The 14207-nt window shown below is 68.6% G+C and carries 15 protein-coding genes and 1 pseudogene; 6 read left to right on the top strand and 10 right to left on the bottom strand.

Annotated elements, in window-relative coordinates; all coding sequences use genetic code 11:
* Positions 1-193: 193 nt before the first annotated feature.
* A complete protein-coding gene (locus tag NMK44_RS25950; RefSeq protein WP_254747220.1) occupies positions 194-1702 on the bottom strand; it encodes a hypothetical protein in 1509 nt (502 codons plus the stop codon).
* A 1008-nt stretch (positions 1703-2710) separates the two neighbouring features.
* Here NMK44_RS25950 and NMK44_RS25940 point away from each other — a divergent pair.
* From NMK44_RS25940 to NMK44_RS25925, 4 genes are all read left to right on the top strand, one after another.
* On the top strand, positions 2711-3040 hold the full coding sequence (locus tag NMK44_RS25940) for a hypothetical protein (RefSeq protein ID WP_254747218.1): 330 nt from the start codon (positions 2711-2713) through the stop codon (positions 3038-3040).
* Between the two features lie 160 nt (positions 3041-3200).
* Positions 3201-3575 (top strand): hypothetical protein, encoded by a 375-nt coding sequence (locus NMK44_RS25935; protein WP_254747216.1) that lies wholly within the window; start codon positions 3201-3203, stop codon positions 3573-3575.
* Positions 3576-3652: 77 nt separating this feature from the next.
* Positions 3653-4444 (top strand): class I SAM-dependent methyltransferase, encoded by a 792-nt coding sequence (locus NMK44_RS25930; RefSeq protein ID WP_254747214.1) that lies wholly within the window; start codon positions 3653-3655, stop codon positions 4442-4444.
* A gap of 622 nt (positions 4445-5066) precedes the next feature.
* The gene (locus tag NMK44_RS25925) at positions 5067-6035 is read left to right on the top strand and encodes an SDR family NAD(P)-dependent oxidoreductase (protein ID WP_374215341.1); all 969 of its coding nucleotides are present in this window, start codon (positions 5067-5069) and stop codon (positions 6033-6035) included.
* A 551-nt stretch (positions 6036-6586) separates the two neighbouring features.
* On the opposite strand, the gene NMK44_RS25920 is transcribed toward NMK44_RS25925, so the two are convergent.
* From NMK44_RS25920 to NMK44_RS25885, 9 genes are all read right to left on the bottom strand, one after another.
* The gene (locus NMK44_RS25920; RefSeq protein WP_254747201.1) at positions 6587-7189 is read right to left on the bottom strand and encodes a helix-turn-helix domain-containing protein; all 603 of its coding nucleotides are present in this window, start codon (positions 7187-7189) and stop codon (positions 6587-6589) included.
* A 35-nt stretch (positions 7190-7224) separates the two neighbouring features.
* On the bottom strand, positions 7225-7680 hold the full coding sequence (locus NMK44_RS25915) for an acyl-CoA dehydrogenase family protein (protein ID WP_254747295.1): 456 nt from the start codon (positions 7678-7680) through the stop codon (positions 7225-7227).
* 199 nt (positions 7681-7879) lie between these two features.
* Positions 7880-9106, bottom strand: a complete 1227-nt coding sequence (locus NMK44_RS25910; protein WP_254747199.1) for a Cmx/CmrA family chloramphenicol efflux MFS transporter — start codon at positions 9104-9106, stop codon at positions 7880-7882.
* Between the two features lie 296 nt (positions 9107-9402).
* Positions 9403-9654, bottom strand: a complete 252-nt coding sequence (locus tag NMK44_RS25905; RefSeq protein WP_254747197.1) for a globin family protein — start codon at positions 9652-9654, stop codon at positions 9403-9405.
* Between the two features lie 236 nt (positions 9655-9890).
* Entirely contained in the window at positions 9891-10448 is a 558-nt protein-coding gene (locus NMK44_RS25900; protein WP_254747293.1) for a TetR/AcrR family transcriptional regulator, read from the bottom strand.
* Positions 10449-10453: 5 nt separating this feature from the next.
* The gene (locus NMK44_RS25895; protein WP_254747196.1) at positions 10454-10816 is read right to left on the bottom strand and encodes a DUF1304 domain-containing protein; all 363 of its coding nucleotides are present in this window, start codon (positions 10814-10816) and stop codon (positions 10454-10456) included.
* Positions 10817-10828: 12 nt separating this feature from the next.
* Complete coding sequence (locus NMK44_RS42735) at positions 10829-11236, bottom strand: transposase (RefSeq protein WP_374215340.1); 408 nt, start codon at positions 11234-11236, stop codon at positions 10829-10831.
* 310 nt (positions 11237-11546) lie between these two features.
* Positions 11547-12041, bottom strand: coding sequence for a DoxX family protein (locus NMK44_RS25890; RefSeq protein WP_254747194.1), 495 nt, complete (start codon positions 12039-12041; stop codon positions 11547-11549).
* A 105-nt stretch (positions 12042-12146) separates the two neighbouring features.
* Positions 12147-12536, bottom strand: coding sequence for a VOC family protein (locus tag NMK44_RS25885; RefSeq protein WP_254747192.1), 390 nt, complete (start codon positions 12534-12536; stop codon positions 12147-12149).
* A 104-nt stretch (positions 12537-12640) separates the two neighbouring features.
* Here NMK44_RS25885 and NMK44_RS25880 point away from each other — a divergent pair, with 104 nt between their 5' ends.
* The gene (locus tag NMK44_RS25880; RefSeq protein ID WP_254747190.1) at positions 12641-13699 is read left to right on the top strand and encodes an Lrp/AsnC family transcriptional regulator; all 1059 of its coding nucleotides are present in this window, start codon (positions 12641-12643) and stop codon (positions 13697-13699) included.
* An 89-nt stretch (positions 13700-13788) separates the two neighbouring features.
* A pseudogene (locus NMK44_RS25875) lies at positions 13789-14172 on the top strand (nuclear transport factor 2 family protein).
* The last annotated feature ends 35 nt before the right edge of the window (positions 14173-14207 follow it).

Here is a 14207-nt window from a genome sequence, read left to right as displayed (position 1 = left end):
GCCTGAAGATGTTCTCGCGGTGGCTGGTGTGATCGGACGGTCGGCATGCCGGTGGCGTCCTGGCGTTGCGTCGGGTCCCGGCACCAAGGTCGGCTCTCGAGAGCCGCCAACCCAATATCAGCCCGCAGTGCCGTCGCCGCAGGCCGACCCCTCGCCTGCCCCCTGGTCGGTTGTGCCAGCGCAGCTGGTGCTGTCAGCGGTTCCGGCGCTTTCGACGTAGCAGCAGCATTCCGCCGGCCGCCACAAGGACGGCCGCGCCGGAGCCGATGGCCCAGGCGAGAGGATGACCGTGCGAGGCGGAGGCCGTGTGTGCAGCGGGGTCCACGGTGACCCGTGCTGTGTTGTCGGATCGGTCGGGATCCTCGGGGTGTTCGCCGGGGCTGCGTTCCTTGAGCCGCACGGTGCCGGCGGCGCCTGTGCCGAGCCGGAGTGTGAACGGGAGGGTTTTGGCCTCGCCAGGTTGATGCACTGACAGCGGGCAGGTATAAGTGTCCTGCTCGCGGCGGCACACCGGTTCGTAGGCTTCTTCGTCGATCTCCTCCATCGGCTCCTTCAGTACCTCGGCTCCCTTCGGCAGAGTGAAGACCAGGTCGAAGGTGCCGCCGTCGCCGAGATCCCCGGGGCCGTCGTTGCGGGCGCCGACTTTCACCTCCCGCTCGTCGCCTGTGGCTCCCCGCACCCGGTCGCCGATGGCCGCGTAGTTGGCCGGGATGTCTGTGCGCACCTCGGTCCACACGTCGGCCTCGTCGCTCCACTGCCCCTTGCCGCCCGAACGCAATTGCGGCTCAAGTTCCGGGCCGTGGCCGAGCCTGCCGCCAGTGGGCACGTGGACGTCCTCGTAGGGGCCGAGGTCCACGGGCCAGGCGGACTGGTGCAGATCGGCGTGGTTGAGGACCTTCGGGGCCCGCATCCGGAGGCCGGGGGTGAAAACTGCGGTCTGTCCAGGCCGCAGGCGCAGGTCGGGGAAGGTGCAGTAAGCGGTCTGCTGTGAGTCGCCGCCGCTGTAACGGCAGTTGGCGAACTTCTGCTTCAGCGGCAGCTCACTGTCGACCGTGAACTGCAGGGCGACCCCGTGGGCCGGGGTCTCGCCGGAGTTGCGGACGGTCAGATCCATTTCCGTGTCAGCGCCGGGTCGCACACCGTCGATGACTTCGGGCCGACGGATCTCCAGGATCGGTCCGCCGACGACCACCCGCGTCGTCGCGGTGGACACGCTGCCGTCCGGGGCCTGATACCGCATGCGCAGCTCCCCTGTGTCACCGGGTTCGCTACCCGAGGCAGCGTAGGGAAGCGCCCCGGCCCAGTCCGTCCAGCTGTCGTAGCGCGCCCCGACTTTGCACACCACGGTCAGGCCACCGGTGCTGGTGCAGCGGTGGCCGAACTTCTTCAGGCGCAGTACGTCCTTCGCGTGACTGACGTCCATCGTCAGGCGCCCCGTCGGGGGCCCCTGCTTCCCGCCGCGGCCTCTGTCGTAACTGATGTGGAGCCTCTTGTCGCGGTCCGGTCGCTTCCTGCCGCCGGGCGGCTTCACATGATAGGTCCGCGGTGCGACGAGTTCGGGGGTAGCGTCGGACGCGGCGAACGCGGACGGCGTGGCCCCGGTGGGCAGGAGCCCGGCAAGCACACCGAGCACCAGCACGACGACGTCGGTGTAGGGACGGCCGACCGCACCGCGCTCACGTTTCGTGGGCTGATCAGGCATGCGTGCCAGTCGAGCACAGGCCTTCCGAGCGGCCAAGAGCCTTCGGTCACGTCTCGACAACAGCCGCGCGGGAACAATGCCTCGGGTTAGTGCCGCATCAGGCCCTCCAACCCCTTATGCCATCAAATGCCCCCGCACTACCCCGAACCCGCCCAACTCGAGCCGCCCTGCCCACCCACAGGGCTGCAGCCGGAGGCCCCGCTGCTCTCGGTGCACGCCGCCGTGAATCTCGTCCTGGCCGTGGCTGTGCACGGTGACGCTCCGGCCGCCCGAGAGGGAGGGCCGGTGCACGACGATCGGTGCACTGCTCACGCCTCCCAGCATGCCCCGGGCAGGCCCGGTGGGGGGGTCGGCCCGGGACGGTCACGGAGCGCCACCGGTCCAGTCTCTGCGGTCCGGGTCACCGGGGTGCGGGTCGTTCATCGCCCGGCCTCCGGCGCCAATCTGCCCCAGCTCGGTGGCCGGCGCGACGCCGGTATCGACCTCGTTCGGCGTGACGGCCGGTGATGTCGAGCAGCGGGTCGCCGACCAGTTCGACGTAGCGCCGATCGGGCGTGGGCTGGGTGGTCGTGGCCGGTGCCGTAGACCCGGCGGCGTGGCAGTTGCTCGTCGTCACGGTCCATCCGTTCAGCCTGGCAGGCATCGCCGACAGGCGGGTCCGGTCGCGTCAGAGCCTGTTCCCAGGGCTGAGCCGGTTGTCTGACCTGGTGCCGCGGACTCCGCCCACTGCGGGGTATCCCGCTGTTAGCTTCCTTGCTGGAAACTCAGGACGGCGGGAGACGAACACTGATGAGTGGTGAGGCGGAGAGCCCAAGGCGACAGGCCCCCTTAGTCCCTTATGGCCGGGTTCTTGTTGCCGCTTGTCTCAGCGTGTTACTCACGCTGTTGACGTCTGCATGCTCGAACAGCGGCACAGACTCCTCCGACGAGAATCGGCCTGCATCCTCGGCCAACACGAGTACATCTGCCGGCAAGCACTTCCTCTTCTACGCCCTCTATCGCAACAGCGTGGGCGAGCACTACTTCGATCTGCTCGAGTGGCAGACCGACTCCAAGGGGGTCCTCTCGGGAAAGTGGACGAGTGTGTCCTCCTCGGACAGCGGGGACATGACGCGAACTCCCCACCCTTTCAACGGTCGGCAGGACGGCAACAACGTCTCCATCGACGCGGAGCCGGACGGGATGGACAGGCCTGTCCACGGCTCGATCAGCAAAAGCACTCTCACCCTGGACGTCGATCTGGCGGCCCAGTCGAACACCTACAAGGCAACCAGCCGGGAAGCCTTCGACAAGATCGTCGGTGAGGCGGAAGCAGCAGAAGCGTCTCACTCGCCCTGACTCTCGGGCGTCCTCCCTGGGCGTCGGCTGCTGACAACGTCGCGACCCCGGACTGCATGCCGGGGTCGCGGGACCCGTCGCGCACAGATGTCAGGCCATGCCACTCATGACCAGAGGGTGGAATGGGGCGGCCACTCAGCTGCGGAACCGGGAGAACCAGGTGCCGCCGACCCGCTACATCCTCTTCCTGGCGCTCGTGCCTGGCATGCTCGGCCTGGCGTTCGGCGGTGATGGCTCGCTGCTTGCAGTCGTCGCACAGGTGCGGTGGGTCTCGCGTGGGGCGTTCCATCCGGCAGGGCCGATGGTCTTCCACTGTGCGTCGGAACCGGGAGCCACAGCTGGCTACCTTCCCGAACTGCAGCACCTAGCCACAACCGCCGATACATGGTGGCCGGAGATCTCCGAAAGCAGCACCAACCGGGTCATCGAGACTACCGCCCGCGACGCCTACAGCTTCCGCAACCCCGGCAACCAGTGCTTACGCACCCGCTGCGCGACCGCCCGTCGAGCCCGTGAACACCTCGATGTCCGCTAATTTCGTTGAGCCCGCACCCTGCAATCGTGTTGGCTCAGTACCGCAGGTGTCCGCTTGGCTGTAGCAGGGAGTTAATCGTGCAGGACATTGTTGTCGATCCGGTTGCCCACAATCGGGCAGCCTGGGACAAGTATGTCCAAGAGGGCAACGAGTGGTCGAGGCCGGTGAGTACTGAGGATGTCGAGCGCGCCCGCATGGGCGACTGGTCGATCGTTCTCGTCGGGCATGAGCCCGTCGACCGCTCCTGGCTGCCGACGGACCTGACCGGCAAGGACGTATTGTGCCTGGCCTCCGGCGGTGGCCAGCAGGGTCCGATCCTCGCGGCCGCAGGGGCGCGGGTCACCGTATTCGACAACTCACCCCGCCAGCTCGGCCAGGACCAGATGGTGGCGGCGCGCGACGGACTCGAGCTGCGCACCGTCCTGGGCGACATGCGCGACCTCAGCGCCTTCGGTGACGCAACATTCGACGTCGTGTTCCATCCGGTCTCCAACCTCTTCGTACCGGACTTGGCAGCGGTGTGGCGTGAGTGCTTTCGCGTCCTGCGACCGGGCGGAACTCTGCTCGCGGGCTTCCTCAACCCTGATGTGTACTTGTTCGACCACGAGGCGCTCGACGAGCGCGGCGAGCTGAACGTCGTGCACAAGCTGCCTTACAGCGATGTCACGCAATACTCCGCCGAGGAACGCGCCACGAAGTTCGGCGCGGATGCCGCTCTTGAATACAGCCACACCCTCACCGACCAGATCGGCGGGCAGCTCGCCGCGCGGTTCGTCCTCACCGGCTTCGCGGAAGCGCCGCACCAATCCAACGCATCCGCTCAATACATGTCGCACTACTTTGCAACGCTGGCGGTCAAGCCAGGCTGACCCAGCCGTGGGGCCGGCCGAAACGGCCCTGTCTCCGAATGGCCAAGTGGAGCGCTGTGCCAGCCTGCCCCTTCACCAACTTCGCTGAGCCCGGAACGTAGCGGTGCCTGCGCGAGACACAGTCGCGTCGTCCCTCGGTGACATCCTGACCGGTCCAGGAGACGACGGACGTGGAGCAGACCGAGGCGGACAGCGGTTCGTTGTTCGATCCTTCCGGCCTCGATGCGCCTGGCCCCGGAGGAAGGTCAGGGTCTTGCCGATGCCGATCTCTCCCAGCCACCCTTCGAGACCGGCCCCGCTTGCTGAGTGTCATTTGCACGCACACCCTTTGCGCCCGGGGGGGGGGAGAGAGAGCACCTCCTTTTCAGATCCACCTGGACAAGGAGTGGACAGTGCAGAAAATCCTCTAACCTCCCGCGGTCGAGCCTCCCAGTTGGCCTTTGCGGGCTCCGGGTTGGCCGAGGTGGCGGTCACTGGCATGGTGCGGGGACAGGCCAGCAGCGTGTCGGTGGGATGTCGGCCGTCTGGCGGGACTGCCGGTGATCGATAGGCAATGTGTCGGTGGCGGCTGGAACTGTGGGTGTCGGATTGCCCGCATGAAGCAGCAACCGTTGTCACAAGCATGGGAGTTCCCGCCACCGTGTCGTCCACATCCTCCACCCTGCCCTGGAATGTCCACCGGCTGCCGCGTGCCGATGGCAGCGTCTTCCTGGTCACCGGCGGCAACGCCGGCATCGGCTACTTCGTCGCGGAGCAGTTGTCGGCAACCGGAGCAACCGTCGTACTCGGCAGCCGGAATCCTGCGAAAGCCGAGAACGCCACTGCTTCGATACGTGCACGTATTGCTGGTGCGCGGGTGCGCACCGTTCGACTGGACCTCGCCGACCTCTCGTCGCTGCAATCAGTGGTGGAGTCACTGGAGGTGGAGTGCCTTGACGCGGTGGTCCACAACGCCGGCGTCGCGCTTGACGACCCGCCACGCAGCGAAACACCGGACGGTTATGAGCTGATGTTCGGCACGAACCACCTTGGGCACTTCGCGTTGACGTGGTGGCTGATGCCGCTGCTGTCTGCCGCACCGGCGGCCCGCGTCGTGACCGTGGGCAGCTTCGCCGCGAAGTCCGAGCGGCTCGACCTGGACGACCTGCAGTCCCGGAAGGGCTACCAGCCCAAGCGCACCTACGGACGCTCCAAGCTGGCACAGATGCACTTCGGCATCGAACTCGACCGCCGCCTGCGCGCTGTCGGCAGCACGGTGGCGAGCGTGGTGGTCCATCCCGGCGGCGCCCTGGACTCCCTCACCCCCTCACGGCCGCCGATCCATGTACCGACGACCGGCGCACGGCTGAGCGCGGCACCTGCAGCGCTCCTCGTCCAGGGCAAGCATGCCGGCGCGTGGCCCGCGGTCCGGGCGGTGCTCGATCCGGCCGTGCTCGGGGGCCAGTTGTGGGGACCGCGCGTCTTCGGTCTGCGCGGCGAGCCCCGACGTGAACCGGTGTGGAACCATCTTGCCGACACCTCCGTGGCGGCGCGGTTGTGGGACGCGAGCTGTGACCTGACCGGCGTCGACCCCGGTGCCATCCCCGGATAGCCCCAGGCATGCGCACACTGGCGAACAGGCCTGACGGGGCGCTGATCGGGGAGAGCGCGGGCCGGGCCGCCGGGGCGTCGGCGGGTGACGAATACCGGACCGCGGGCGCGGCTTTTACACCTGGGGCGGGAGCCGCGCTGCGGGCTACTGCAGGGCGACTCAAGCCGGGTCACTGTCGACACCGAACGGTGTGTGGATACGGGTGGTGGTCCCGGTGAGGGCCACCGGGACTCCCCCAGCAGCTCGTGCCGCGTCGTGCGGTCCTCGGGCAGCCTCAGCACATTCGCGACGGTTCACGGCTCCGCGTTCCGCGGGTCGACAGCGATGTCTTCCCCACCAGCACGCGCCCGGCTGTCCGAGCAAGGCGCGCGCTGTCTCACGCCTGGTCGTCGTCTCCGAGTCCGCCTTCGGCGAGCACCGTGCCCGGCCACATGCTGAAGCGCACCACAGCGGGCCCCTATCAATTGCTGCGACGACACGCGAGGCCGAGCGCCGGGTCCAGGACGAGATCCTTGTGGACAGCGGCCTGAGCTGGACGACGCCGCCCCGGCTCATGCACCGGAGGCGGGCGTTCGGTGTGTCGGGCGGGCGCGTACATGCATCCGCTCACCCTGGCGGCCGAAGACGCTGAGGACCTCGACCGGCCCCTCCCCCGTACTGCCGAACCAGTGCGGCAGCCGGGTCTCGAACTCGGCCACCTCACCGGGGCCGAGGACCAGATCGTGTTCCGCCAGGACGAGCCGCAGCCGTCCGGAAAGCACATACAGCCACTCGTACCCCTCGTGGGTGCACAGCTCAGGGGTGGAGCGGTCCGCCGGCAGGATCATCTTGTAGCTCTGCAGCGGCCCGGGCTGCCGGGTCAGCGGCAGCACGGTGTTGCCGTTCACCAGGTGCGATTTGAGCCGGACTCGCGGATCGCCCACCTCCGGAGCGCCGACCAGTTCGTCCAGGGGCACCTGGTGGGCTTCGGCGATGGGCAACAGTAGTTCGAGGCTGGGGCGGCGCTGTCCTGTTTCCAGACGCGACAGTGTGCTCTTGGAGATGCCGGTGGCCTCTGACAGCGCGGCGAGGGTGACGCCACGAGCGGTACGCACCCGTTTGAGCCGGGCACCGACAGCGGATAGGGCCTGGGTGATCCTCGGTGACTGCTCCACGCCGTCATTAGACTGATGTGTTTCCGAAGTCGCAATCAAAGATGCTGTTTTCGGAACACGCGTGCCTCGGCACGGTCAGCCGGGAGGGCGGGGCGTGACCGGCGTATCGGCTCCTTGATCACCTCCGTCGTCCCGCCATAGATCGTCTGCACCCGGCCGTTGACCCAATTCCTGGGAGATCTCTTCTTCAGATAGCCGTGGCCTCCGTGAATCTGGAGGCAGCGGTTGGCGATGTCGACCTGGAGCTCCGTCGTCCACCACTTCACCTCGGCCGTGTCCGCCGACGACAGCCGCCCGGCGCCCTTGCCGGTCTTGGCGGTCTTGGCGGCTCGCTGCCGCCGTCCAGCCGGCCAGGGTGGTCGGCGTCGTTCTCGATGTCCTCGTAGAAGGGCAGCACACGTTCCCAGGACCAGTCCGAGCTCCCGGGGCCTCCCAGGCGCCCCAGCGAGGTTGCCCGCGCACGGCGATGGCACCGTTGACGGCGGAGCCATCGCCGACGACCTCGCCGAGCCGATACGGGAAGCGTTCCCTCGCATCGGCGGCCTCCCCGACCTCGAGTACTCCGCCACGGTCCTGGACCGGCTCCTCCAGGCGGGCTGCTGGTGCGGAGGCCGGCCCGGCAGTCCCAGTGGTGGCCGCCCGGTCGATGGATGGGTACGGGGAACGCTGGCTTGGAGCGGACGGGCGAGGTCAGTTCTCGCTGGTCCGCGGGCTCCGCGCCCGACTGCGGGCCATCGTCCGCTCGATCAGGACGACCGGAATGGTGAGTGCGGCCAGGCAGGCGCCCAGCCAGGGGATGTAGGTCAGTCCGGCGCCGGCGCCGAGGGCGACGCCCGCGAGGACCGGCACCAGGCTGATGCCGAGCTGGAACATGGAGACGGCGGTGGCTCCGGCGAGCGTCGGCGCGTCGGCCGCCACAGTGAACACCCGCCCGTAGACGGCCGGGTTGAGTATGAATCCGGCGATGCCCAAGAGCAGCACCAGGACGATGACGGCGATCGCGTAGTCGGCGAAGACCGCAAGCAGCACCGACGTGACGAGGATGCCACCGGCCCCGATGAGGAGAGCGTGGTGGGGACGCCCGTCGGCGACCCGGCCGCCGATGGACAGGCCGATGAAGGCGCCGACACCGAACAGGACGAGGATCGGCGGCACCCACACGGAGTCGACTCCGGTGATGTCCGTGAGGAATGCCGCCAGGTAGTTGTACGAGATCATGTACGCGGCGGTGCTCAGCAGCGTCGCGGCGTACACCACCCACAGCTGTGGCTGTCGCATGGTGCGCAGCTCGCGGCTCACGCTGGGTTCCCGGGCCGCCTGGGTTGAGGGGACGGCGACGGCCGTCGCCACCGCGCCGAGGACGGTGAGAGCGACCACCGCCCAGAACCCGCCCCGCCAGCCCGTGAAGTGGCTGAGGAACGCGCCGGCCGGACCTCCGCCGACCATGGCGATGCTCAGTCCGCTGACCACCACGCCGGAAGCCCGTGCGGTGCGGTCGGGGGTGACGAGTCCGATCGCGGTGACCGCGGCGACCGCCCAGAATCCGGCGTAGGCCAGACCGCACAGGAAGCGGGTGGCGATCAGGACGCTGAAGTTGTCGGTCACCAGGCCGACCGCAACGCAGACGGCGAACACGACCTGCGAGACCACCAGGGTGGTGCGCCGTGGCCAGCGCAGCGTCAGGACCGCCAGTGGCGGGCCGCCGATGACGACGCCGATGGCGAACGCGGAGATCAGGGCGCCGGCGGAGGAGAGCGAGATGTTCAGGTCGTCGGCGATGTCGGGGAGGACACCGGCGAGCAGGAATTCGGCGCTGCCCATTGCGAACAGGCTGAACGCGAGCAGGTAGACCGCGAACGGCAGCCGGTCAGCGGCCTTGCGGGTGGCTACCTCGTGGGCTTCGGCCTGGACGCTCATCGGCTGCCGCCGAGCAAACGGAAAGTGGTCGAGCGCATGGGGAAACTCCTTGGGGAGGGCTCGGGGCGGGCGGACCAAGCCGGGTGCGCGCCGGTCTGCCCGGCGCGCGGGGCACGGCGTCACCCGGACACCTCGGGCCGGCCGAGTGGCGCGGACGCCTGGGCCATCCGCTTGATCGCGATGATCACTACTGGTCCCCATGCTGGAACCGGGTGTGGCAGACGGACAACATTTGTTGCCGATACCGGGACGCGCGGGCGGGATCCGGCGGGGCCGGTTGGCTTGGCCCCGCCGGGTCAGTCGTCACCGGGAACGGCCTCGCCCCAGCCCCGCTTCTTGATGGTGATACGACTCGAAGGCCCTTCGAGCGACTGGGAGTTGCCCATCGCGTAGCGCGAGCCGAAATCCACGCAGCCGACGAACGCCAAGCCGCACTCCGAGCCCCCGGGAAGGCATGCGACGTCCAACGCCTCCAGCATCAGCTCGACCCACCGCCGCCACTGCCTGGGCTTGACGGAGCGGCGCCCCCGGCCTGCCAGCGGCGGCACCAGGCGTGATTCACCACGCCATCACCGCCACTCCCGTGAACGGCCCGGCGGCATCCCGCGAGCCGTCGAGAAGTGGCTGCCGGCGCAGAACTGGAGCAGCGTGCTCACTGCTGCGGCTGCGAGGCGTTCCAGCGCCGCTCCCTCTACATCCGAGCGGACGGCAACACGGTGAATCTCCCCTCCGAAAGCCCGTGCCACGTGTCCCGGCCCCTCCCGCCGACGGGCCGGATGGTCCGTCAGGACAGAGGGGTGCGGTGCAGGTTGACGAGCAGGCGCCAGACCCGCTGGGCAATCTCGGAGGGAGTGGCCTCGATGAGGCCGTGCAACCAGTCGGCGAGCACCCCGGCGAAGGTTGCGGCCACGGCCGAGGCGACCAGGTCGGGCTCCGGTGCACCGGCCAGGGTGCGTTCGGTACGGCTGCGGGCGCGCAGATCCTCACACAGCACTCGGCCGAGAGGGCCGCTGCCGCCCGGGCGCAGCAACTCCCGGTACAGGCCGACGTGCGGGGCGAGGCTCTCGAAGAAGGCGGGCAGGGCGGGCGGCGGGGTCGTGGGATCGGGCAAACCGCGCCATGCGTGGAGGGCGTCCACGGCTTCGCGGACGATGTCGGCGCAGGCGTCGACGGCGAGCGCCTCCAGGTCGGCGTAATGGAGGTAGAAGGTCGCGCGGCCGACTCCCGCCCGGCGTACCAGCGAGGCGACGCTGATCTCTCCCAGGGGGCGGAGGGCGCACTCCTCCAGCAGCGCCTTGCGCAGTCTGGCCCGGGTCCGCGCCGCACGGGGATCGGCCTGCATCTCGGTCACCGTGCTAGCAGGACGGCGGCGAGCGACAGGGCTCCGGGCAGTGCCTGGGCGACGAGGATGCGCCGATTGGCGGTGAATCCGCCGTACAGGCCGGCGACGAGCACGCAGGAAAGGAAGAACACCTGGACCCGGAACCCGGTCGGATCCCACGCGATCAAGCCCCAGACCAGCCCAGCGGCCAGGAATCCGTTGTAGAGGCCTTGGTTCGCGGCCAGCGGGGCCGTGGCCCGGGCCATGTCCGCATCGAAGCCGGAGAGACTGCGGCCCGGCTTCTTCTCCCAGAGGAACATCTCGAGAACCAGGATGTACGCGTGCAGCGCTGCCACCAGCGCGACCAGCAGGTTCGCGGCTATTTCCATGGGCGTTCCCTACTACTCAAAGGACTCCTGGACATGTGTCCATAATACATGGACACATGTCCAGGACAGAATGTGGAAGTCGCTGGTATCCGAACCTGTTCTTGTCCGCGCGGAGTTTGACGGGTCGGCGCCGCCGTGGTCCCCGGTGGGACCCGACGGCGGGTGCAGGCCGGCCTCGGTCCATACCGTGAAGCGGCGATGCGCGGCAGCGGGCGACGTGCCGAAAGTCGGCGGCAGATGCGGCCCGACACAGCCGCTGGCCAGCGTTTGCGCCACTGCCGTGAACACGGCCCGCTCGTCACACCGAGCGGTCCCACCACCTTGGAGACGAGCACCGAACGATGGCAGCAACGGGGCGCCCCGTTCCCAGAGTTCATCACGAAACAGACGCCTCGATAGATCAGCACCCACGACCGGCATCAATGCCGCACGAACATCACGTCACGTGAGACACCCTCCTAGACGGGTGTCTTCGGCTGACGAAGACGGCCTGGAGCGCAGATCAAGCTACCAGTGGATGGTTGGATTCATTGGGTGCCAGGTCGGCTTGGAGTTGAGCTCTGGCATCTTGCGTTTGGTCCGAGGGTCGACTGGGCGTGCCCGGCCAGAGGTGACGGGAGCGTCTTGGCGGCTGTTGGCGAGACCTGTCGGAGAAGCCGTCTCGGCCGGGTCGGTGGTCAGGCTCCAGCATGACCTCACAGCGGTCCATTCTTCGAGATACGGGCATCTGCTACCGCAGACTCCGCGGCGGGGAGCTGAGCGGGGGCTCCGCGGAGATCCCCGCAACCGCCCGGCCGTGGCGTGCCAGCACGGTGATGGTGGCCGCGAGGAAGACGGTCTGGGTGGCCGTGCGGGGGCCGAGCTCCTCCCACCAGGGCACATCGCCGTGGGCGGCGTGCACGTTGGCGGGGAACATCACGATCAGCATCGCGCTGAGCACGGCGGCCGAACCCCGGGCGATCCGTGACCACAGCAGGCCGAGTGCACAGGCGAGTTCGGCCAGGCCCGTCAGCGTTACGAGCAGGCCCGGGGCAGGCAGAGCTGATGGCACCATGGCGACGATCTCCTCGCGCATCCCGATGAAGTGGGCACCACCGGTGAGTGTGAACATGGCCGCCAGGCCACCGCGCAGGGCGACGGTCGGCTGACGGAGCCGCTCGGCCCCGAGCGCCCCGGCGAGCAGCAGCAGGCCGGCGACGGCGACGAGTGTGATGAGCGGTTCCATGCCTGAGTCTTCCTGCCGTGACTTGGGTCGTGATGCATGTCGTGATGGATCTGTTGAGAAGTACGGGGGGGCGGGCCGGTGGGGGGCTGTGTTCGGGGCTGCTGGTCAGGCGGGATCGCCTGCCACGGTCGCGGCCGACTGGCGGACGGTGTCCGGGTCGATGTGCTGGATCTGCACAATGACTCCGTCCGGGTCGGTGACCCGGATGCTGCGGCCGAAGTTCTCCTCGACGAGCTGATACGGGTAGCCGTCGCGTTCGAGCCGCTTGGCGACTTCTTCCAGCGGCTCCTCCGTGGCGAAGCCCAGTTCGGTGGTGCCCGGTGGCCGGCCCTGGGAGACGGCGGCGGCATGGACGCCGACGGCGCCTGCGTCGGCGGTCAGCCGGACCCAGACAGCCGCGCCGGGCTCTGGCCGCACGGCCAGTCCCAGCCCGGCGTAAAAGTCCCGGGACGCCTCGACGTCGGCCACGTACCTGATGGGAAGGACGGTCAACATGATCTGCCTCTTTCATGTGGTTGCCGCCAGCGTCCTGCCCGGTGCTCCCTTGCGCGCTGTAATGTCACCGGGATAGACGCGACCGGACATTCGGAGGGGACTTGGTGACGCAATCCGTCACACTCGACACGCTGGACCGCCGCCTGATCCACGCCCTCCAGATCGACGGACGCGCCTCGTTCAGCACGATCGCCTCCGTGCTCGGCGCCCCGGAACGCACCATCGCACGCCGCTACCACCGGCTGCGGTCAGCCCTGGTGGTCCGGGTGGTCGGACTCATCGACAGCCGGCGGATCGGCAGGCTCGACTGGTTCGTCCGCATCGACTGCACACCGGACACCGCGGATGCTCTGACCACAGCTCTCGCGCAGCGGGACGACACCTCGTGGATCGCTCCGCTCGTCGGCGGAACACGGCTGACCTGTATGGTCCATACCCCGGTCGCGGGGACGGACAGCGGACGACCGCTTTTCGACCACCTGCTGCGGACACCGGGGATCCGAGATGTCGAGGCGGGCTGTGTGCTGCGCCCGGTCGCCGGGGTCGGCGGCTGGGCGGGCCGGACGAGCGCGCTGGACGCGTCCGAGCAGGCCGCCCTCCTCGGCGTCACACCGCAGTCATCGGATGGTGCGGAGGCCCTTACCGAGGCATCCGGCTGGGGTGAGGCGGAGGCGCGGCTGGCGGGCGAACTGGCCCTGGACGGCCGGGCGGAATTGGCACGGCTGGCCACCGTCACCGGGTGGTCGGCCTCGACCGTGCGCCGCCGCATCGCCGGGCTGCGGGCCGCCGGGGTGCTGCACTTCGAGGTGGACGTGAGTCCGTCCCACTTCGGCTTCCCGATGGAGGCATTGATGTGGCTGGAGGTGGCGCCGGCCGCGCTGAACGAAGCAACCGAGGCGCTGGGACGGCACCCCACAGTCGCTTTCGCCGCGGTCACCACGGGCCGCGCATCGGTCTTTGCCATGGTCCAGTCCCGGGACACCACCTCCCTGCACGACTTCCTGGCCGACAAGCTGGGCGCGCTGCCGGGGATCGGACGGATCGAGACCGCCCTCGTCCAGCGTCGCGCCAAGCGAGCAGGGCCGCTCCTCCTGCCGACGACGGCGCAACGTGACCACCGGGTGAGCCAGACAACTCCGAAGCCCCTGAGGCCGGCTCGATAGGTGGCGAGCGGCTGGTCCGAACCCGAACTGTGCCCTGCGGATGGTTACTCGGTTGCGGTGAACTTGGCCACCTGGGCGAAGATCCCTGCATGAGCGAAGAATCAGATGAGGTGCGCGAAGCGATCACAGGCGAGCTGCGCCTCATGGACCCCGGCGTGCGCAGTTCACGCTCGCTTGTCCGACAGCTGTTGGACCCGGACTTCACAGAAGTCGGCGCTTCGGGGCGGCAGTGGACGTATGACGAGATACTTGCAGCGATGCCCGAGATGGACGGCGGGGCAGAACGCGGTCCGCGCTATGAGCCCTCAAAGATCACCGGTGTCCTGCTGACACCCGGGCTGGTGCACCTCACCTAAGAGACCACGTTGGATGGGAACCGGGCACGGCGGAGTTCGCTCTGGCGCAAGAAGGGGGCCACGACGTGGCGGATGTACTACCACCAGGCCACCCCTATCCCGCCCGACAGCATATAACTTCGATCTCGGGAGGTGATCGTTCGTTGTTGCCT

This window comes from Streptomyces cucumeris, assembly GCF_024295805.1.
Taxonomy (GTDB): Bacteria; Actinomycetota; Actinomycetes; order Streptomycetales; family Streptomycetaceae; genus Streptomyces; species Streptomyces cucumeris.
The sequence above is the reverse complement of the archived record's forward strand: the minus strand, read 5'-3'. Positions and strand labels throughout refer to the sequence as shown.